The organism is Methanocaldococcus jannaschii DSM 2661, from assembly GCF_000091665.1.
Taxonomy (GTDB): domain Archaea; phylum AGJL01; class Methanococci; order Methanococcales; family Methanocaldococcaceae; genus Methanocaldococcus; species Methanocaldococcus jannaschii.
Map to the genome: position 1 here is coordinate 961639 of NC_000909.1, position 22143 is coordinate 983781.

Consider the following 22143-nt stretch of genomic DNA (forward strand, 5'->3'; position numbering starts at 1 on the left):
AGAATAAATAAAAAGTGAAACAATGTTCAAACCAAAGAAAAAATTAGGGCAATGCTTTTTAATAGATAAGAATTTTGTTAATAAGGCAGTGGAATCTGCAAATCTTACAAAGGATGATGTAGTTTTAGAGATTGGCTTAGGAAAAGGAATTTTAACAGAAGAGCTTGCTAAAAATGCTAAAAAAGTCTATGTCATTGAGATAGATAAAAGCTTAGAGCCTTATGCTAATAAATTAAAAGAGCTTTATAACAATATAGAAATCATCTGGGGAGATGCATTAAAAGTTGATTTAAACAAGTTAGATTTTAATAAGGTTGTAGCTAATCTTCCATATCAAATTTCATCACCAATAACATTTAAATTGATAAAGAGGGGCTTTGATTTAGCTGTTTTAATGTATCAGTATGAGTTTGCCAAGAGAATGGTAGCTAAAGAGGGAACAAAAGATTATGGAAGGTTATCTGTGGCGGTTCAATCAAGGGCAGATGTTGAGATAGTAGCTAAAGTTCCACCAAGTGCTTTCTATCCAAAACCAAAGGTTTATTCTGCAATAGTTAAAATAAAACCTAACAAAGGCAAATACCACATAGAGAATGAAAATTTCTTTGATGATTTTTTGAGAGCTATATTTCAACATAGAAATAAATCAGTTAGGAAGGCGTTGATTGATTCTTCCAAAGAATTAAACTATAACAAAGATGAAATGAAAAAGATATTGGAAGATTTTTTAAATACAAACTCAGAGATAAAAAACCTAATAAATGAGAAGGTTTTTAAACTCTCTGTTAAAGATATAGTTAATCTCTCAAATGAATTCTATAGATTTCTGCAAAATAGGGGTAGGTTATAGCCATGAAGGTAGTAGTAGGAGGAACATTTGATATTCTGCATAGAGGGCATAAGGAGCTTTTAAAATTTGCATCCTCTTTAGGAAAATTAACTATAGGAATAACAAGTGATGAATTTGCCAAAAAATATAAAACACATAAAATAAATGATTTAAAAACAAGAATAGAAAATTTAAAAAAGTTTTTGGATAGTATTAAAGCTGATTATGAAATTAAAGTTATAAATGATGCTTATGGTGATGCAATAACTGAAGATTACGATATAATAGTTGTTACTCAAGAAACACTAAAAAATGCAGAGAAAATAAACAAAATAAGAGAGTCTAAAGGATTAAAGCCATTAAAGATAGTTATCTTCAAACCTATATTAGCTGAAGATGGAAAGCCAATATCAACAACGAGGATTAGAAAGGGAGAGATAGATGAAGAGGGGAGAATAATAAAGTGATACCCATGGATGTTGTTTTAATTGTCTTAATTTTAGTTTTAGTTGGGTATTTTTCAAAAATCTTTGGGATTTTAAAAGAAGAACATGCAAAGATTTTAAACAATATCGTTATTTACATTGCTATGCCTTCAACGATATTTTTAACTATATCAAAAAATGTCTCCTCATCTCAGATATTAGAATTTTTAAAGCTTCCAGTGGTCATTTTTTTATGCTGTTTATTTGTTGGGATATTGGCTTATTTACTTGGAAAGCACATCTTTAAATTAAAGGATGAAAAGCTTGGAGGATTAATTTTGGTATCAATGCTTGGAAATACTGGATTTTTAGGTTATCCAGTAGCTTTGGGAATGTTTGGTGAAGAGGGATTGGCAAGAGCTATATTCTGCGACTTAGGAGGAGTTTTTGCTACAATGCTATTAGGAACTTATGTTGGGATAAGATTTGGAAAAGGTAGAGATAAAAGCATCCTAAAAGATATGGCTAAATTCCCTCCCTTAATAACTGGAATTCTATCAATAATCTTAGTATTTTTTGGTTTTAAATTAAATTATATTCCAAGCTTTATCTTAAAATCTTTAAATTATCTATCTTCAGCAACTGTCCCTTTAATCATGATGTCTTTGGGTTTATCTCTCTCACCAAAGGCTTTAAAGTTTGGAGTCTTTTGGGGAATTATAGCGTCAATATTTAGATTCATTGTATCTCCAGCTACTGCCTTTACGTTATCTGAACTAATCAATATAAAAGGTTTAGAGAAGAATGTTTTATTGGTTGAGAGTTCTATGCCTTCAGCAATGATGACGCTCGTTTTAGGGACATTATATGAGTTAGATATTAAATTGATAGCTTCATCTATATTTATTACAACAACTTTCTCTCTATTAGTCATTGCCCTTTGGGGATGGATTTTATTAAATTAAATAATTTTTAATTAATTAAAAGGTATATATAACATTAAATAGTGTAACTATAATTATCTGTTATTTTTAAGAATGTTGGCATTGTTTATCTTGTTTATCATTATTTGCCTATGAGAGGGAGTAAGGATGGAAAAGGAAGGAGTAAAAAATTATCTTGTTCTTGTTGTTGATATTGATGACGATATTGGAAGAAAAGCTGGTCTAAACACACCAATTTTAGGTAGGGAGGAAAACATAAAGGCATTGATAAAATTAGGTTTGGCAGACCCTGGAGATAGCGATGTTAATGCAATTCTTGGAGGGGTTAAGATTTACGATGAGTTAAAAGCAAGTGGAAAAGATGTTGAAATAGCTACAATTTCTGGAGATGTTGATGTTGAATCAGAGAAATGTGCATTGAGAATAAAGGAGCAGATAGACTTTTTGTTATATCTGTATAATCCAGATTTTATTTATTTGGTATCTGATGGAAAAGAGGATGAGATGATTTTAAAATACTTGGAGTCAAAAAATATTTTTGTGTGGAAGAAGAGAGTTATAGTTAAGCAGAGTGAAACCTTAGAATCCACTTATTATTTAATCCAAGAGTTTATTAAAAAGACCATGGAAGAATATATCCCATTAATTTTAACATTTATTGGATTTTCTTTAATATTGTATGCGATATTTGCAGATATAGGTTGGAGAATTGTTGTTGGAATTATTGGGTTATATATATTATCGGAAGGAGTGGGTGTTAGAAAGTTATTAATGGAGAAAATTAAAAAGAAAGAAGAGTTTGATGTAGGGAGGGTTTTTCCTATCTCTGCATCTATATCTATATTTATTTTAATTATTGGACTAATATACTCATTAAGTTCTATTAATAAAACTTCATCAACACTTACAGAATTTATAGGAGAATTTTTATTGCACTTTGTGGATTCTTTAACACTTTCATTGTTGATTTTAATGGTTGGGAAATTTGTAGATACCATTATCAACTCAGAAAAAGACCTTTTAGAAATACTTAAAAAGTATTTTTTCTGTTTGATATGTATATTCATATCGAGAGAACTGATTATTTCTGGTGGGGAATACCTACTAAAAAAGATAAGCTTTATAATGTTTGTTATGTGTGTTATAATTTACATATCTATTGTTATTATTCTTTCAGTTATCCTATTTACAAAAAGTTCAAAAGAAGATAAATTCAAAAAATTAAAAAATAGCATCACAAAGGGCTAATATGATTACGGTAATTGCTATAGCTAAAGATGGCAGTATTGTCGAGCCAAAACTTGATGAAATTAGCTTTGAAGATTATAGACTTATTTGGATTGATTGTTATGACCCAAAAGATGAAGAGCTATATAAACTCTCTAAAAAAATTGGTATTTCTGTCTCTGATTTACAAATTGGTTTAGATGAGCAGGAAATTCCAAGGGTAGAGGAAGATGAGGACTTTTACTTAATTATTTACAAAGCTCCATTATTTGAAGAGGATATTACAACAACATCCTTAGGTATCTATATTAAGAATAACCTCCTACTAACAATCCACTCGGATAAAATAAAGGCTATTGGAAGATTGCATAAATTAATATCAACAAAAAAACCAAGAATTGTATTTGAAAGAGGAATTGGCTTTTTATTATACCATATATTAAATGAGATTACAAGGAGTTATTCAAGAATTTTAATGAATTTAGAAGATGAGTTGGAGGAGTTGGAGGATAAATTATTAGCTGGCTATGACAGAGAGGTTATGGAAAAAATTTTAGGATTAAGAAAAACTTTGGTTTATTTTCATAAATCTTTAATAGCTAATAGGGATGTCTTAGTTTTATTAAAGAGAAAGTATCTTCCAATAACCACAAAAGAAGACAGAGAGAACTTTGAAGACCTTTACTACGACACTTTACAGTTAATTGATATGTCAGCAACCTATAGAGAGGTTTTAACCTCAATGATGGATATAACCCTCTCATTAGAAAATATAAAGATGAACCAAATTATGAAAATCCTAACTATGGTTACGACAATTTTCGCTGTTCCCATGTGGATTACTGGAATATACGGGATGAACTTCTCTTATTTACCTTTAGCAAACAACCCTCAAGGTTTTTGGCTTGTAATGGCTTTGATGGTTGTAATAATTATGATATTTGTCTATATATTTAGAAGGTCAGGATGGATTTAGAGGGAGAAAATGATTATATGGCCATCTTATATAGATAAAAAGAAAAGTAGGAGAGAAGGAAGAAAAGTTCCAGAAGAGTTAGCTATAGAAAAGCCATCTTTAAAGGATATTGAAAAGGCATTAAAAAAACTTGGCTTAGAACCAAAGATTTATAGGGATAAAAGATACCCAAGACAACATTGGGAGATATGTGGATGTGTAGAGGTTGATTATAAAGGAAATAAACTGCAGTTACTAAAAGAGATTTGCAAAATAATAAAAGGAAAAAATTAAAATAGAATTAAAAAGGATTAATTTATTCTGGTTTCTCCATTAATGCTTTTTTGCTCAATCTCTTTCCTTCTGGGTGATGTGGTTTTCTACTAACAGCATCCATTGCTTTTTCTAACTCTCTTGCTTCATCTACCAACTTAGCGGCATATCTAATCATTTCATGAGCAGAGGCAACGATTGGGATATATTTCTCTGCCTCTTTTGTCATGAAACAACCTTTAACATCAACATCTCCAACCTTCTCAGCAATTGTAAATGCAGCCATGGCCTTTGCCTTTGCGTAAGGGTTTGTGAATTCCATAGCTTCAACTGCCTTCTGTTCTGTAATAACAATCTTTGGTAATTCTATTTCTTTGCCCTCTTTAACTGCGTCAATCATCTTATCAATTGCCTCTTGAACGATTCTTAAAGCTCCAGTTCCAGCTAAAACCCTTATAACATCTGCATTGAATAATGCCATTTCAACAGGGTCTAAAAACTCCCTTCTTGCACCAATCATTGGGTCACATTTTATAATTATGTATCCTAAACCTTGCTGTTCCATCTCATCCTTAACTCTTAATCCTGGAGCGTCTCCAATAATCACTGCAGGAATTCCACTTTGACTTAAAATTTCTCTTGCCTTCTTAGGCCCTGGAGCGGCTGGATTTGGACCTATGTAGATGATGAAGTCTGGCTTAACTTCCTCAACCATCTTCTTTGTTACCTCTTCAACTGATTCTGGGTCCATCTTTGCCCCACTACCTAAGACTCTAACTGCTATATCCTTTCTATCTGCTCTCTCATCTAATGCTAAATCAACAACTGGGGACATTCCTATGTTACCACACTTTATTATTCCTATTTTTACGACCAAGTTATCACCTTTTTTATTACTTAATAGGGATATTAGTATTATCCAAGCTTATCCAATAAATATCTTACTACTTATTTGGAATATTCACCTGATATATAATATCTTTAGATTTTGTTATTAAAAAATAATAACTATTATTTTTATTTAAGTTATATATTAGAAAATCTAATAACTATAAATGACTATAAATATGAGAATAGTCAGAAATTAACATTAATAACCAAAGTTTTAGCTTTTGTATAATTGCTTCATGGGCATAAATGAGTTAGGGCTATATTCTACAAATATTAATTAATTATACAATTTGAATTTTTAAATTAACAAAAATAAAATAATGTGAATGATATTAACGTTTAAATCCGGTTTTTGTTGGAATATTATTAATATAAGATAAAATATAAAATTTAGGTGTCAAACATGGTTGAGGTTCCAATATTTATTGCAATTCTAAGCTTTATTGTCATGTGTATTGGCGAGCTTTTAGCTTACTACTCAGTATCTTTAAAATATAAATATGAATTTGAGGCAATTTCCTTTGGATTTATATTTGGAGTGGCAACTCTAATATTAATTCCAAAATCATACTCCAACATGTTTGTGTTATATGTAATTTTGGGGATGATTACAGTCTATCTTATTGAAAAATATTTAGCATACTGCCCATTATCAAAAAAATATTGTGTAGAGTGTGACAACTTAGAAGAAAATAGGATTAAGTTTATTTATCCAATATCCTTCTTTATCCACACATTTATAGATGGGTTGATAATTGCTGTATCATATATAAGTGAGATAGGGCTTCCTTTGTATCTTGCTATATTGATGCATAAACTCCCAGCTGGATTTGTTTTGATATCTCCACTAAAAGGTGTCTATAAGAATCCTCTCTATCCAGGGGTTTTTGTGTCATTTGGAACAGTCCTTGGCACTATAGTTGGATTGGTGACTTTAAAGGATGTATCTACAAAGATACTGTTGGCATTCTCTGGAGGGGTGTTTTTAGGAGCGTTTCTTATGCTTGCTCCTCATATCTATGAGCATAAAGAGGAAAAAACGTTCTTATATATTCTATTGGGCTATATATTGGTTGGAATCATTGCATTGCATTAAGTTCAAAACGTATAAGTATTACTACCAAATACTATTTCAGAAGCTAAAATTATCTTTTTGGGGTGTCCATCTTGAAGAAATACAAAGACATGTATCCAGATGAAAATGGAAAGTTTGGCATTTACGGAGGTAAATTTGTTCCAGAAACATTGATGCCAGCCATAGCTGAATTGGAAGAAGCATTTAAGAGATTTTGGATAAACAATGAAGGAAACTTTAGAGAAGAGTTCTATGCTTTATTGAGGGATTACGTTGGAAGACCAACACCATTATATTATGCTGAGAGATTGAGTGAAGAACTTGGTTGTAAAGTTTATTTAAAGAGAGAAGATTTAGCACACTTAGGAGCTCATAAAATAAACAACGCCTTAGGACAAGCTTTGTTAGCTAAAAAGATGGGTAAAAAGAGAGTTATAGCTGAAACTGGAGCTGGACAGCATGGAGTTGCTACTGCAGCAGCATGTGCAAAGCTTGGATTAGAATGCATAATATACATGGGAGCTAAAGACGTTGAAAGGCAAAAATTAAATGTTTTTAGGATGGAGTTGATGGGAGCTAAGGTTATTCCAGTATTTGGAGGCTCACAGACATTAAAAGATGCTGTAAATGAAGCTTTGAGAGATTGGACAACCAACGTTAGAACTACCTACTATTTGCTTGGTTCTGCCTTAGGACCTCATCCATACCCAATGATGGTTAGAGAATTCCAAAGAGTTATTGGTAAAGAACTTAAAGAGCAGATATTAGAAAAAGAGGGAAGATTGCCAGATGTTATCGTTGCATGTGTTGGAGGAGGAAGTAATGCAATAGGGGCATTTTATGAGTTTTTGGATGATGACGTAGAGCTTTACGCTGTTGAGGCTGGAGGTAAAGGGATAGAAACTGGAATGCATGGAGCTTCATTATGTGCTGGAGAGGTTGGAGTTTTGCATGGAGCTAAGATTTATGTTAAAGAGGATGAGTTTGGGCAGATAGAAGAAAGTTACAGTATTTCAGCAGGTTTAGATTATCCTGGAGTAGGACCTGAGCTTTCATTTTTAAAGGATGAGGGAAGGATTAAAGCAGTTTGTGTAACTGATGACGAAGCTTTAGAGGCATTTCAATTGCTATGTAGGTTAGAAGGTATTTTACCAGCATTGGAAAGTTCTCATGCCTTAGCTTATGCTGTTAAATTGGCTGATAAATTAGATAAAGATGATATAATGGTTATTAATTTGTCTGGAAGAGGGGATAAGGACGTTCAGACTGTTGCTAAGGCATTGGGAAGGGAGATTTAAAGACATATTCGATTACTTGAGACAATCTTAAGAGACATTAAAGGGACTAAAAGCCCTTTAATGTATCCGTTCTGGTCAAGACACCATAGGACTTCGCCCTATTGGGATACCCATTTAAATTAAGATTTTGATCAACCTTTTCTAAAAAGGTTGTTCGGGCAGCTTTTACTAAAAAGTTGGAGTGGATGATTATGAAATTAGCAGAAAAATTTGAAGAGTTAAAAAACAAAGGAGAAAAGGCATTTGTTGCATTTTATGTGGGAGGAGACCCAAACTTGGAAATTTCAGAAAAGGCATTAGAAGTTATTTGTAAGCATGCTGATATTGTTGAGATAGGTATTCCATTTTCTGACCCTGTTGCAGATGGAATTACAATACAAAAAGCAGATGTTAGAGCTTTAAACAGTGGCATGAATCCATTGAAGGCATTTGAGTTGGCTAAAAAATTGAATGAAAAAGCTCCAAATGTTCCAAAGGTGTTCTTAACCTACTATAACATAATATTTAAGATGGGAGAGGAGGAGTTCGTTAAAAAATGTAAAGAGGCTGGAGTTTCTGGGATTATAGTTCCAGATTTGCCAATTGAAGAGGCTGATAGCTTATACAATTACTGTAAAAAGTATGGAGTTGATTTAATATTTTTAGTTGCCCCAACAACACCTGATGAAAGGTTAAAGAAAATTTTAGAAAAGTGTAGTGGGTTTGTTTATGTTGTTTCTGTAACTGGGATTACTGGAGCGAGAGAGAAAGTAGCTGAAGAGACGAAAGAGTTAATTAAGAGAGTTAAAAAGTTTTCAAAAATCCCTGCCTGTGTAGGGTTTGGAATCTCAAAGAGGGAGCATGTTGAGGAAATAACTGAAATAGCTGATGGAGCTATTGTAGGAAGTGCGATTGTTAAGATTGTTGAAAAACATTTAGATGAGAATGGACAAATAAAGGATGAGGAAAAATTCCTAAAGGAGTTGGAGGAGTTTGTTAAAAATCTAAAGGAAGGGACTAAAAAGAAGGCTAAAGTAGCTATAAAAAATTAACAGAATATTCAAATAAAGAAATATTTTTATAGGACAATAAAAGTAAAAAATAAATATGAGAAAAAAATATTTGTAAGGATGCATCACATTTATTACATCATTACCTTGAGTCTCTCTTTTAACCTAATTTTTGTCATTAATTATATTTAAACAAAATGGTAGGGAGGAGTAACCTTGAAGGTCACAGACCACATACTGGTTCCAAAGCATGAAATAGTTCCAAAAGAAGAAGTTGAGGAGATTTTGAAGAGATACAATATAAAGATTCAGCAACTACCAAAAATTTATGAAGACGACCCTGTTATTCAGGAAATTGGAGCTAAAGAAGGAGATGTTGTTAGAGTAATTAGAAAAAGTCCAACGGCTGGAGTTAGTATAGCTTATAGATTAGTTATTAAAAGGATTATTTAAAAAATAGGTGGCAATTATGAGAGAATTAGTAGATGCTTATTTTAAAGAACATGGTTTAATAGACCACCAGATAGAGTCATACAACGATTTTGTAGAAAATAGATTACAAAAAATTATTGATGAAGTTGGATATATTGAAACAGAGATTACTGGAGGGTATAAAGTTAAATTAGGGAAAATTAAAGTAGGAAAACCAGTTATTAAAGAAGCTGATGGTTCAATAAGACCAATAACTCCAATGGAAGCAAGAATCAGAGATTTAACATATTCAGTTCCATTATATTTAGAAATGACCCCTATTATTGGTGAAGGAGAAGATGCAAGGGAAGGGGAAACTGTTGAAGTTTATATCGGAGAACTTCCAGTAATGCTTGGTTCAAAAATCTGCCACTTGTATGGAAAATCAAGAGAAGAGCTTATAGACCTGGGAGAAGACCCTGAAGACCCATTTGGCTATTTTATAATTAATGGAACTGAAAAAGTATTAATTACTCAGGAAGATTTAATTCCAAATAGAATTTTATGTGAGAAGGCAGAGAGAAGTGGAAAGATAGTAGATGTTGCAAAAGTGTTTTCAACAAGACACGGATTTAGGGCTTTATGTACTGTTGAAAGACATCCAGATGGTTTGTTGTATGCTACATTCCCTGGAATGCCTGGGCAGATACCATTGGTTATATTAATGAAAGCACTTGGGGCTGAGACAGATAAAGATATCATTGAGTCAATTGATGATGAAAGATTCTTTATGGAGATTGTTTTAAACATTCAAGAGATTAGGGAAGAGCATAACATAAACTCCCCTGAAGATGCTTTGGAGTTTATTGGAAAGAGAGTAGCTCCAGGGCAGGCAAAGGATTATAGATTAAAGAGAGCAGAAACAGTTTTATGTAACTATTTACTGCCCCATTTAGGAGTTACAAAAGAAGATTTCCCAAAGAAAATTAGGTTCTTAGGAATAATGGCAAGAAACGCTTTAGAACTTTACTTTGGATATAGAGGAGAAGATGATAAAGACCACTACGCATATAAAAGAGCTAAATTAGCTGGGGACTTAATGGAAGATTTGTTTAGATATGCGTTTAGCCAACTTGTTAAGGATATAAAATATCAATTAGAGAGACAAACATTAAGGAACAAAACTCCTTCAATTCAAGCTGCTGTAAGGAGCGATATATTAACCGAGAGAATTAAACACGCTATGGCAACAGGAACATGGGTTGGAGGAAAAACTGGGGTTAGCCAGCTCTTAGATAGAACAAGTTACTTAGCAACAAACTCTCAATTGAGGAGAATAGTTTCACCATTATCAAGGTCACAGCCACACTTTGAAGCGAGAGAACTGCATGGAACTCATTGGGGTAAAATCTGCCCTTCAGAAACTCCAGAAGGTCCAAACTGTGGTCTTGTTAAAAACTTTGCTATAATGTGTAAAGTTACAAGAGAAGAAGATGATAGCAAAGTTATTGAGCTATTAAAATCCTTTGGAATAAATGTTTCTTAAAAGAAACTTTATTTATTATGTTTTTTCTGAGTTTTTGTTGATGTTTAATTTTAATCTTTTCAAAATCAATAAAAATCTCTCTTAGGTGAAAAACTTGGCATCAAGGGAAGTAAATATTTATGTTAATGGAAAGTTAGTTGGAACTACAGACAAACCAGAAGAACTTGTTAATTTTATTAGGGAAAAAAGAAGAAAAGGAGAGCTCCCTCAATATACAACAGTTGCTTACAATGAAGAAAGTAATGACATTCATATAAACACGGATGCTGGAAGGATTGTTAGACCTTTAATAGTTGTAGAAAATGGAAAACCAAAACTAACTAAAGAACATATTGAAAAATTAAAGAAAGGAGAAATTACATTCTCAGATTTAGTTAAAGAAGGAGTTATTGAATATTTAGACGCTGAAGAGGAAGAAAATGCCTATATTGCTCTATCTGAAGAAGAATTGACTGAGAAACACACACACTTAGAGATAGACCCATTAACCATATTAGGTATTGGGGCAGGGGTTGCTCCTTATCCAGAACACAACTCAGCACCAAGAATTACAATGGCTGCAGCAATGGGGAAGCAGTCATTAGGAATTCCAATGAGCAATATAAAATGGAGATTAGATACAAGAGGGCATTATCTCCACTATCCACAAGTTCCAATTGTTAGGACAAAACACCAAGAGATTTTAGGTTTCGATAAAAGACCAGCAGGGCAGAACTTCGTTGTAGCTATTATGAGCTATGAAGGATACAACATGGAGGATGCTATAGTCTTTAACAAATCAGCAATTGATAGAGGTTTGGGAAGAAGCACCTTCTTCAGAACTTACGATGCGTGTGAGAGAAGATACCCAGGAGGACAGATGGATAGGTTTGAGATTCCTGATAAAGGAGTAAGGGGTTATAGGTCAGAGGAGTGTTATAGATACTTAGAAGAGGATGGAATAGTTGCAGTTGAGTCCCATGTAAAAGGTGGAGATGTAATTGTTGGTAAAACCTCTCCACCAAGATTCTTAGAGGAGCATGAGATAACAATTCAAGTTAAACCACAGAGAAGAGATTCATCAGTTGTTGTAAGACATGGGGAAGAAGGTTATATAGATAAAGTTATATTAACTGAAACAAAGGAAGGAAACAGGTTAGTTAAGGTTAAAGTTAGAGATTTGAGAATTCCAGAGCTTGGAGATAAATTTGCTTCAAGACATGGACAGAAAGGAGTTATGGGACTTACAGTTCCACAGGAGGATTTACCTTTCACTGAGAGTGGAATAGTTCCTGATATCATAATCAACCCACACGCAATTCCATCAAGAATGACTGTTGGGCAGTTATTGGAGATGCTTGGGGGTAAAGTAGGAGCTTTAGAAGGAAGAAGAATAGACGGAACAATATTTAGCGGAGAAAAAGAATGGGATTTAAGAAAGGCTTTAGAGGCTTTAGGATTCAAGCATCACGGTAAAGAGGTCATGTATGATGGAAAAACTGGAAAGAAGTTTGAAGTAGAGATTTACATTGGAATAGCATACTACCAGAAATTACACCACTTAGTAGCTGGAAAGATACATGCAAGAAGTAGAGGACCTGTCCAAGTGCTAACAAGACAGCCAACAGAAGGTAGGGCAAGAGAGGGAGGTCTAAGGTTTGGAGAGATGGAGAGGGATGTTTTAATTGGGCATGGTGCAGCTATGCTATTAAAAGAGAGGCTTATGGATGAATCAGACCCATATGATATCTGTATATGTTCAAAATGTGGAGACTTTGCCATATTAGACTACAAGAGAGGGCTAAAATACTGTCCAATTTGTGGAGAGATTGAAAACCTCTACAGCTCTAAGAAGATACCATTCGTTAGAATACCTTACGCATTCAAGCTTTTATTAGATGAGTTGAAGAGTATGTGTATCTTGCCAAGAATTAAGGTTAGAGATAAGGTTGAATTAGAGGATTTTGAGGAGTTTGTTGAAAAATTGGAGAAAGAAAAAGTTAAACAGAAACAATAAAGAGAAACATTAAAAGACCTTGCTTAACCTTAATCTTGCCTTATTACAATATTTTTAGAAAAATAAAAAGTAAAAATAAAAGCAAATCCTTAATCTTTGGTGATATTGATGGAGAGGTATGAAATCCCTAAAGAGATTGGAGAAATAATGTTTGGCTTGTTGTCTCCAGATTACATAAGACAGATGTCAGTTGCTAAGATAGTTACACCAGACACTTATGATGAAGATGGTTATCCAATAGATGGAGGTTTAATGGACACAAGATTGGGAGTTATAGACCCAGGTTTAGTTTGCAAAACATGTGGAGGAAGGATTGGAGAGTGTCCAGGGCATTTTGGGCATATAGAGTTGGCTAAACCAGTAATTCATATAGGATTTGCCAAAACAATATACAAGATATTGAAGGCAGTTTGCCCACACTGTGGAAGAGTAGCAATAAGTGAAACTAAGAGGAAAGAAATTTTGGAAAAGATGGAAAAATTAGAGAGAGATGGAGGAAACAAGTGGGAGGTTTGTGAAGAGGTTTATAAAGAAGCTTCAAAAGTTACAATCTGCCCACACTGTGGAGAGATAAAGTATGATATAAAGTTTGAGAAACCAACAACCTACTACAGAATTGATGGAAATGAGGAAAAAACATTAACTCCATCAGATGTTAGAGAGATTTTAGAGAAGATTCCAGATGAAGATTGTATCTTACTCGGCTTAAACCCAGAGGTTGCAAGGCCAGAGTGGATGGTTCTCACCGTTTTGCCAGTTCCACCAGTAACTGTAAGGCCATCAATTACCTTGGAAACTGGAGAGAGAAGTGAAGACGATTTAACTCACAAGTTAGTTGATATCATCAGAATCAACAATAGATTAGAGGAGAATATAGAAGGAGGAGCACCAAACTTAATTATTGAGGATTTATGGAATCTGTTGCAGTATCACGTAAATACCTACTTCGATAACGAAGCTCCAGGTATTCCACCAGCTAAGCACAGAAGTGGAAGACCATTAAAAACCTTAGCTCAGAGATTAAAAGGTAAAGAAGGAAGGTTCAGATACAACTTAGCTGGTAAGAGGGTTAATTTCTCATCAAGAACAGTTATCTCTCCAGACCCATGTTTAAGTATTAATGAAGTTGGAGTTCCAGAGGTTGTGGCTAAAGAGCTAACCGTCCCAGAGAAGGTAACGAAATACAACATTGAGAGAATTAGGCAGTTATTAAGAAATGGTTCAGAGAAACACCCAGGAGTTAATTATGTTATAAGAAAGATGATTGGTAGAGATGGAACAGAGCAGGAATATAAGGTTAAGATAACTGAAAGCAATAAAGACTTCTGGGCAGAGAATATAAGAGAAGGAGATATTGTTGAAAGGCACTTAATGGATGGAGATATTGTCTTATACAACAGACAGCCATCACTGCATAGAATGTCTATTATGGCACATAGAGTTAGAGTTCTCCCATACAGAACATTTAGACACAATTTATGCGTATGTGTAGATGGAGACACCACAGTGTTGTTAGATGGGAAATTAATTAAAATTAAGGACTTAGAAGATAAATGGAAAGATGTCAAAGTTTTAACTTCAGATGATTTAAATCCAAAACTAACTTCATTAAGCAAGTATTGGAAATTAAACGCAGATGAGTATGGAAAGAAGATTTATAAAATAAAAACAGAGCTTGGAAGAGAAATTATAGCAACAGAAGACCATCCATTCTATACAACAAATGGTAGAAAGAGATGCGGTGAGTTGAAAGTTGGAGATGAAGTTATAATATATCCAAACGACTTCCCAATGTTTGAAGATGACAATAGAGTAATAGTTGATGAAGAAAAAATCAAGAAGGTAATTAATAACATTGGAGGAACTTACAAAAATAAAATTATTAATGAGCTAAAAGATAGGAAGTTAATTCCTTTGACATACAATGACCAAAAGGCATCAATATTGGCAAGGATTGTTGGACATGTAATGGGAGATGGTTCTTTAATAATAAACAATAAAAATTCAAGAGTTGTATTTAGAGGAGATATTGAGGATTTAAAAACAATAAAAGAGGACTTAAAAGAATTAGGTTATGATGGGGAGGAAATAAAACTACATGAAGGAGAAACTGAAATAACAGATTACAACGGCAAGAAAAGAATAATTAAAGGCAAAGGTTATAGCTTTGAAGTTAGGAAAAAATCGTTATGCATACTATTAAAAGCCCTTGGTTGTGTAGGTGGAGATAAAACTAAAAAGATGTATGGCATTCCAAATTGGATTAAAACTGCTCCAAAGTATATAAAGAAAGAGTTTTTATCAGCCTACTTCGGTTCGGAATTAACAACTCCAAAAATTAGAAATCATGGGACTTCATTTAAAGAGTTATCATTCAAAATAGCTAAGATTGAGGAGATATTTGACGAAGATAGATTCATTAAAGACATTAAAGAGATGCTAAAAGAATTTGGTATTGAATTAAAGGTTAGGGTTGAAGAAGGCAATCTAAGAAAAGATGGTTATAAAACAAAAGTTTATGTTGCGTCAATATACAACCATAAAGAATTCTTTGGAAGAATTGGATATACCTATGCTAACAAAAAAGAAACATTAGCAAGATATGCTTATGAATACCTCCTTACAAAAGAGAAATATCTAAAAGACAGAAACATTAAAAAATTAGAAAATAACACCAAATTTATTACATTTGATAAGTTTATAAAAGAGAAATGCCTTAAGAATGGATTTGTAAAAGAAAAAATTGTAAGTATTGAAGAAACAAAAGTAGATTATGTCTATGATATAACTACAATCTCAGAAACTCACAATTTCATTGCAAACGGCTTTTTAACAGGAAATTGCCCGCCCTACAACGCTGACTTTGATGGAGATGAGATGAACTTACACGTTCCACAATCAGAGGAGGCAAGAGCAGAGGCAGAAGCTTTAATGCTTGTAGAAAAACACATCCTTTCACCAAGATTTGGAGGGCCTATAATTGGAGCTATACACGACTTTATTTCAGGAGCTTATCTCTTAACCTCAAACTACTTCACAAAAGATGAAGCTACTTTAATCTTAAGAAGTGGGGGAATAAAGGATGAGTTATGGGAGCCAGATAAGGTAGAGAATGGAGTTCCATTATACTCCGGTAAGAAGATATTCAGTAAAGCATTACCAAAAGGATTGAATTTGAGATATAAAGCAAAGATTTGTAGAAAGTGTGATGTGTGCAAAAAAGAGGAATGTGAATACGATGCCTATGTTGTAATAAAAGATGGGGAGTTAATTAAAGGAGTTATTGATAAAAACGGTTACGGGGCAGAGGCAGGTTTAATCTTACACACAATAGTTAAAGAGTTTGGTCCAGAAGCTGGAAGAAAATTCCTTGACTCAGCTACTAAGATGGCAATAAGGGCAGTGATGTTAAGAGGATTTACTACAGGAATTGATGATGAAGATTTACCAGAAGAAGCATTAAAAGAGATTGAAAAAGTCTTAGATGAGGCAGAAGAGAAAGTTAAAGAAATCATCGAGAAATATGAAAGAGGAGAACTTGAATTGCTTCCAGGTTTGAACTTGGAGGAGTCAAGGGAGGCATATATAAGCAATGTTTTAAGAGAGGCAAGAGACAAAGCTGGAGCTATTGCTGAGAGATACTTAGGTTTGGATAACCATGCGGTTATCATGGCAGTTACTGGGGCGAGAGGGAACATCTTAAACTTAACACAGATGGCGGCATGTTTAGGGCAGCAGTCAGTTAGAGGTAAGAGAATCTTTAGAGGTTACAGGGGTAGAGTATTGCCTCATTTCGAAAAAGGAGATTTAGGAGCAAGGTCTCACGGGTTTGTTAGAAGTAGTTATAAGAAGGGGTTAAGTCCAACAGAGTTCTTCTTCCACGCTATGGGAGGTAGAGAAGGATTGGTTGACCAGGCAGTTAGAACTGCTCAGTCTGGTTACATGCAGAGAAGATTAATTAACGCTCTACAAGACTTAAAGACAGAGTTCGATGGAACCGTTAGAGATTCAAGAGGAATTATGATTCAATTTAAGTATGGAGAGGATGGAATTGACCCAATGCTTGCTGATAGAGGTAAGGCAGTAAATATTGACAGAATAATTGATAAGGTTAAGATGAAGTATAACCAATAAATCTCTAAATTCAAAAATTTCAAAACTTTTTCAAAACAATTTTTACATCTTTTAATTTTTTAAGGTGAGAATACATGGACATGGAAGCATTAAAACAAAAAATTGAAGGTTTAGATATACCACAATCATTAAAGGATGAGTTGTTTGAAAAGTTATCAAAAGAGAAGGATTTGACAGAAGAGATGGTAGATGAGATTATTGATGAGGTTGTTAATGCCTATAGAAAGGCTTTAGTTGAGCCTTATGAGGCGGTAGGAATTGTTGCTGCTCAATCCATTGGAGAGCCTGGGACTCAGATGTCTCTACCTTATGAAGAAAAGATTATAATCAAAGAAGGAGAGTTTATAAAGCCAGTTGAAATTGGAAAGTTAGTTGATGAGATGATTGAGAGATTTGGATTTGAGAAGATTGGAAATAGTGAGGTTTGTGATTTGCCTATTGACATCTATGCCTTAAGCTTAGACCAAGATGAAAAAGTGCATTGGAAGAGGATAATAAGCTGTATAAGACATAAGCATAATGGAAAATTGATTAAAATAAAGACAAAGTCAGGTAGGGAGATAACTGCAACACCATATCACTCCTTTGTTATAAGAAAGGACAACAAAATAATCCCAGTTAAGGGTAGTGAGTTGAAGATTGGAGATAGAATTCCAGTTGTAAAGCACATACCCGCAAACTGTGTTGAGGCTATAAACATCTCCGACTATGTTTCTGGTAACTATGTTGTAGATAACATTAACAATAAAATAGCTCCAAAAATAAATGGTAAATCGATTCCAAACAACATAAAATTAGATTATGACTTTGGCTATTTCATAGGAATCTACTTAGCAGAGGGTTCAGTAACTAAATACTTTGTTTCAATTTCAAACGTTGATGAACTTATCTTAAATAAAATTAGAGCATTTGCAGATAAACTTGGTTTGAATTATGGAGAGTATGATAACAACAACGGATTCGCAGAAAGCCATGATATAAGGATTTATTCATCAACATTGGCAGAATTTTTATCAAACTTTGGCACATCATCAAACACTAAAAAGATTGCTGAGTTTGTGTTTGGAGCTAATAAGGAGTTTGTTAGAGGATTAATTAGAGGTTACTTTGACGGAGATGGAAATGTAAATGCAGATAGAAAGGTTATAAGAGTTACTTCAAACTCAAAAGAGTTGATTGATGGAATTGCAATATTGTTGGCAAGATTTAACATCTTTAGTATAAAAACTAAGACGAAAAATCAGTTTGTACTGATAATTCCACACAGATATGCTAAAAAATTCCATGAAGAAATTAACTTCTCAGTTGAAAAGAAAAAATCTGAATTAGAAAGGCTTGTAAGTAGCTTAAATGATGATAAAACCTACGATTCAATCGACATGATTCCTTCAATTGGAGATGCATTAACTAAGTTGGGAGAGAAAGTTGATTATCCAAAGGTAATTTTAAAGAAATTTGAAAGAAAGCAGAAAATTGGAAGAGCTACATTACAAAGACACTTAAGAAGAATAGAAGAATTGGCAGTTAAGAAAGGAGTAAATATCTTAGCTCTAAAAGAGTATTGGTTGTTAAAGAAGGCAGTTGAAAGTGATGTAATTTGGGATGAAATTGTTAAGATTGAGGAAATAAGTTGTGATAAAAAATACGTTTATGACATAAGCGTTGAAGGTTTAGAGACATTTACAACCTTTGATGGAGTTTTAACTCATAACACAATGAGAACGTTCCACTATGCAGGGGTTGCGGAGATTAACGTTACCTTGGGTTTGCCAAGGATGATTGAGATTGTAGATGCAAGAAAAGAGCCATCAACACCAATTATGACTATCTATCTAAAAGAAGAATATAAAGATAATAGAGAAAAAGCTGAAGAGATAGCGAAGGAGATTGAAAGTTTAACCTTGGGAAGTATAGCTGAAAGCATAAGTATTGATTTATGGACTCAATCTATAAAAGTTGAGTTGGATGAGAATAGATTAGCTGATAGAGGATTAACAATAGACGATGTTATTGAGGCAATTAAGAAAAAATTAAAGGTAAAGATTGATGTTGATGGAACTACTTTATATTTAAAAATAAAGACTCCATCAATAAAAGCTCTTAGAAAGAGAATCCCAAAAATCAAAAATATACAATTAAAAGGAATTCCAGGAATTGAGAGGGTTTTAGTTAAAAAAGAGGGAGGAGAATATGTTTTATATACTCAAGGTTCAAACTTAAGAGAAGTGTTTAAAATTGATGGGGTTGATACAACAAGAACAATAACCAATAACATCATTGAAATCCAAGAAGTTTTAGGTATTGAGGCAGCAAGAAACGCTATAATTAATGAAATGAGAAACACGTTAGAGCAACAGGGGTTGGAGGTTGATATAAGGCATTTGATGTTAGTGGCAGATATAATGACTGCTGATGGGGAAGTTAAGCCAATTGGAAGACATGGAGTTGCTGGAGAGAAAGGTTCTGTCTTAGCAAGAGCTGCATTCGAAGAAACTGTTAAGCATCTATATGCTGCTGCAGAGAGGGGAGATGTTGATAAACTGAAAGGGGTTATAGAAAACGTTATTGTTGGAAAACCAATATACTTAGGAACTGGATGTGTTGAACTAACAATAGATAGGGAGTACGAAGAGGGTAAAAATATGGAAGAGTAAAGTTTTTATATTAAAATTTACTTTTAACATTAACATCATAAACTACTATTTTATGGGGATGATGATACATCGATGTGCTGAATATTGATGATGAACGCGCCCTTCTCTGACCTTTAAAAAATTTAAACAAAAATTGATTTAATTTTTTGATGTTTTTATCCTATCCAAAAAGTATATAAATATAGAGAAACTATTATCGAAAACCAATATTCTTACCGGTAGGGAGTTAGGACTTTCGCAGGAGTAAATGTTTTATATTGAATATTGACATTTTTTAGATGTCTAAGTTCCAAAGTTAAAATATATTTGCCTGCGAAAGTCCTAAGAAATCCCTCCGGAGTAAAAAATGAGAAGGAGGGAGAATATGGATGTGAATAAAGCAATTAGAACCGCAGTAGATACAGGTAAAGTAATTTTAGGTTCAAAAAGAACAATAAAATTTGTTAAACACGGAGAAGGTAAGTTAGTAGTTTTAGCAGGAAACATTCCAAAAGATTTAGAAGAGGATGTCAAATACTACGCTAAGTTATCAAACATCCCAGTTTATCAACATAAAATAACATCATTAGAACTGGGAGCGGTTTGTGGGAAACCTTTCCCAGTTGCTGCTCTTTTGGTTTTAGATGAAGGGCTCTCAAACATTATGGAGCTGGTAGAGAAAAAGGAAGGTGGTGAATAATGGCTAAGGTAAGATTAACAACAGAAGAGATTATGAAGATTGGATTTTTTGAAAAAATTGCAAATGTCCCTATTCTTGACTGTGTATTAAATGATGAAAGAGTTGCTTTTATTGTAAAGGAGGGTGATGTAGGAGCGGCAATTGGGAAGGGTGGAGAGAACGTTAAAACAGCAGAAGAGAAATTTGGAAAGAAAGTTGATATTATTGAGTACTCAGACGACTGGAGAAAGTTTATAAGAAATATATTCGCACCAATACAGTTAGATGATGTTTGGGTTAAAAGAGTTGGAAAGGATGTTGTTGCTTTTATTAAAATAAATCCAAAAGTTAGAAGAGCGGTTTTTGGAGAAAAAGGCAAGAACTTAGAAAGAGCTTTAAAGATTTTAAAAAGACATACAAAAATTACAAAAATAAAAGTTATTGTTGAAAATCAAAAATTTAAAAGAAAAAGAGCAAAAAGACCTGTAGTTAAAGACCAACAGCAAGAACAGACTGAAACTAAGCAAGAAACAGACGTTCAACAGGATGTAAAGGAAACTGTTAAAGAGTAAAAGTATTTATAAAAGTATTTATCTTTATATGCTATATGCTGTATGGGAAAATCATTGTGTAATCTTTCCAAATTATTACTTGAATTATTAAATTACTCAAAATCAAAACAAAACATAACATAATTATGAAAGGTGAAGATTATGAGTGGAAGTAAATCACCAAGAGGAGAATTTGCTGGTAGAAAGTTGAGATTAAAAAGAAAATGGTGTAGATGGCACGATTACAACTATGTTAGAAGAGTTTTAAAATTAAAAGAGAAGTATGACCCATTAGAAGGAGCACCAATGGCAAGAGGAATAGTTATTGAAAAAGTTGGTTTAGAGGCAAAGCAGCCAAACTCAGCTATTAGAAAGTGTGTCAGAGTTCAGTTAATTAAAAACGGTAGAGTTGTTACTGCATTCTGTCCAGGAAATCACGCTATAAACTTCATTGATGAACACGATGAGGTTATCATTGAAGGTATTGGAGGACCTAAGGGACCAAGAGCTAAGGGGGACATTCCAGGAGTTAAGTATAAGGTTATAATGGTTGGTAGAAACTCATTGAGAGAATTAGTTAGAGGAAGACAGGAGAAAATCAAAAGATAAATTCTCTATATTTAAATTTATTAAAAATTTTGAAAGAGTTGGAAATGAGGTGGTAATTTGGAACTCGATGAAATTAAGGTATTTGGAAGATGGAGCACAAAGGATGTTGTTGTTAAAGACCCAGGTTTAAGAAACTACATAAACTTAACACCAATTTATGTTCCACACACTGCAGGAAGATACACAAAGAGACAGTTCGAAAAAGCAAAAATGAACATTGTTGAGAGATTAGTAAATAAAGTTATGAGAAGAGAAGAAAATACAGGTAAAAAATTAAAAGCATTAAAAATAGTTGAAAATGCTTTTGAAATCATTGAAAAGAGAACAAAACAAAACCCAATTCAAGTTTTAGTAGATGCAATTGAAAACGCTGGACCAAGAGAAGATACAACAAGAATTTCTTATGGAGGTATCGTCTATTTACAATCAGTTGATTGTTCATCATTGAGAAGAATTGATGTTGCTTTAAGAAACATTGCTCTTGGAGCATACATGGCTGCTCATAAAAGCAAGAAGCCAATTGAAGAGGCATTAGCTGAAGAGATAATTGCAGCTGCAAGAGGAGACATGCAGAAAAGCTATGCAGTTAGAAAGAAAGAAGAGACAGAGAGAGTTGCTCAGTCAGCAAGATAAATTTACATGCCTTTTCAATATTACATCCAAACTTTATCTTAATAA

19 protein-coding genes are annotated in these 22143 nt (G+C 33.4%); 18 read left to right on the forward strand and 1 reads right to left on the reverse strand.

The genetic code is table 11. From position 1 onward, the window contains the following. Window positions 1-22: 22 nt before the first annotated feature. The 6 genes from rsmA to MJ_RS05550 all read left to right on the forward strand — a co-directional run bounded on the left by rsmA (window position 23) and on the right by MJ_RS05550 (window position 4674). The gene (rsmA, locus tag MJ_RS05525; protein WP_010870542.1) at window positions 23-850 is read left to right on the forward strand and encodes a 16S rRNA (adenine(1518)-N(6)/adenine(1519)-N(6))-dimethyltransferase RsmA; all 828 of its coding nucleotides are present in this window, start codon (window positions 23-25) and stop codon (window positions 848-850) included. A 2-nt stretch (window positions 851-852) separates the two neighbouring features. Beyond that, the gene (locus MJ_RS05530) at window positions 853-1296 is read left to right on the forward strand and encodes a phosphopantetheine adenylyltransferase (protein WP_010870543.1); all 444 of its coding nucleotides are present in this window, start codon (window positions 853-855) and stop codon (window positions 1294-1296) included. Between the two features lie 5 nt (window positions 1297-1301). After that, the gene (locus tag MJ_RS05535; protein ID WP_064496706.1) at window positions 1302-2219 is read left to right on the forward strand and encodes an AEC family transporter; all 918 of its coding nucleotides are present in this window, start codon (window positions 1302-1304) and stop codon (window positions 2217-2219) included. A gap of 126 nt (window positions 2220-2345) precedes the next feature. Beyond that, complete coding sequence (locus MJ_RS05540) at window positions 2346-3446, forward strand: DUF373 family protein (RefSeq protein ID WP_010870545.1); 1101 nt, start codon at window positions 2346-2348, stop codon at window positions 3444-3446. Window position 3447: 1 nt separating this feature from the next. Continuing rightward, window positions 3448-4401 carry a magnesium/cobalt transporter CorA gene (gene corA, locus MJ_RS05545; RefSeq protein WP_010870546.1) on the forward strand — a complete coding sequence of 318 codons (954 nt, stop codon included), beginning with the start codon at window positions 3448-3450 and terminating at the stop codon, window positions 4399-4401. Window positions 4402-4410: 9 nt separating this feature from the next. Next, entirely contained in the window at window positions 4411-4674 is a 264-nt protein-coding gene (locus MJ_RS05550; protein ID WP_010870547.1) for a signal recognition particle subunit SRP19/SEC65 family protein, read from the forward strand. Window positions 4675-4696: 22 nt separating this feature from the next. Here MJ_RS05550 and MJ_RS05555 read toward each other — a convergent pair whose 3' ends face one another. Beyond that, window positions 4697-5530 (reverse strand): F420-dependent methylenetetrahydromethanopterin dehydrogenase, encoded by an 834-nt coding sequence (locus tag MJ_RS05555; protein WP_010870548.1) that lies wholly within the window; start codon window positions 5528-5530, stop codon window positions 4697-4699. Window positions 5531-5947: 417 nt separating this feature from the next. On the opposite strand from MJ_RS05555, the gene MJ_RS05560 reads away from it, so the two are divergent. From MJ_RS05560 to rpsG, 12 genes are all read left to right on the forward strand, one after another. Further along, the gene (locus tag MJ_RS05560; protein ID WP_064496707.1) at window positions 5948-6640 is read left to right on the forward strand and encodes a ZIP family metal transporter; all 693 of its coding nucleotides are present in this window, start codon (window positions 5948-5950) and stop codon (window positions 6638-6640) included. A 71-nt stretch (window positions 6641-6711) separates the two neighbouring features. Next, window positions 6712-7917 carry a tryptophan synthase subunit beta gene (gene trpB / locus MJ_RS05565; protein WP_064496708.1) on the forward strand — a complete coding sequence of 402 codons (1206 nt, stop codon included), beginning with the start codon at window positions 6712-6714 and terminating at the stop codon, window positions 7915-7917. Between the two features lie 191 nt (window positions 7918-8108). Further along, window positions 8109-8948, forward strand: a complete 840-nt coding sequence (gene trpA / locus MJ_RS05570) for a tryptophan synthase subunit alpha (RefSeq protein ID WP_064496709.1) — start codon at window positions 8109-8111, stop codon at window positions 8946-8948. Between the two features lie 174 nt (window positions 8949-9122). Beyond that, window positions 9123-9359, forward strand: a complete 237-nt coding sequence (locus tag MJ_RS05575) for a DNA-directed RNA polymerase subunit H (RefSeq protein ID WP_010870552.1) — start codon at window positions 9123-9125, stop codon at window positions 9357-9359. Between the two features lie 16 nt (window positions 9360-9375). Then, window positions 9376-10863: a DNA-directed RNA polymerase subunit B'' gene (locus tag MJ_RS05580; protein WP_064496710.1), complete on the forward strand. Its 1488-nt coding sequence runs from the start codon at window positions 9376-9378 to the stop codon at window positions 10861-10863. An 85-nt stretch (window positions 10864-10948) separates the two neighbouring features. After that, the gene (gene rpoB, locus MJ_RS05585) at window positions 10949-12859 is read left to right on the forward strand and encodes a DNA-directed RNA polymerase subunit B (RefSeq protein ID WP_010870554.1); all 1911 of its coding nucleotides are present in this window, start codon (window positions 10949-10951) and stop codon (window positions 12857-12859) included. Window positions 12860-12967: 108 nt separating this feature from the next. Continuing rightward, entirely contained in the window at window positions 12968-16993 is a 4026-nt protein-coding gene (locus tag MJ_RS05590; RefSeq protein WP_010870555.1) for an LAGLIDADG family homing endonuclease, read from the forward strand. A gap of 74 nt (window positions 16994-17067) precedes the next feature. After that, window positions 17068-19647 carry a DNA-directed RNA polymerase subunit A'' gene (locus MJ_RS05595; protein ID WP_010870556.1) on the forward strand — a complete coding sequence of 860 codons (2580 nt, stop codon included), beginning with the start codon at window positions 17068-17070 and terminating at the stop codon, window positions 19645-19647. 346 nt (window positions 19648-19993) lie between these two features. Further along, complete coding sequence (locus MJ_RS05600; protein ID WP_010870557.1) at window positions 19994-20326, forward strand: 50S ribosomal protein L30e; 333 nt, start codon at window positions 19994-19996, stop codon at window positions 20324-20326. Next, window positions 20326-20877, forward strand: a complete 552-nt coding sequence (locus MJ_RS05605) for a NusA-like transcription termination signal-binding factor (RefSeq protein WP_010870558.1) — start codon at window positions 20326-20328, stop codon at window positions 20875-20877. The genes MJ_RS05600 and MJ_RS05605 overlap by 1 nt, the downstream gene beginning before the upstream one ends. Before the next feature lie 141 nt (window positions 20878-21018). Beyond that, window positions 21019-21465 (forward strand): 30S ribosomal protein S12, encoded by a 447-nt coding sequence (locus MJ_RS05610; protein WP_010870559.1) that lies wholly within the window; start codon window positions 21019-21021, stop codon window positions 21463-21465. A gap of 57 nt (window positions 21466-21522) precedes the next feature. Next, complete coding sequence (gene rpsG, locus MJ_RS05615) at window positions 21523-22098, forward strand: 30S ribosomal protein S7 (RefSeq protein ID WP_010870560.1); 576 nt, start codon at window positions 21523-21525, stop codon at window positions 22096-22098. Window positions 22099-22143: the final 45 nt, after the last annotated feature.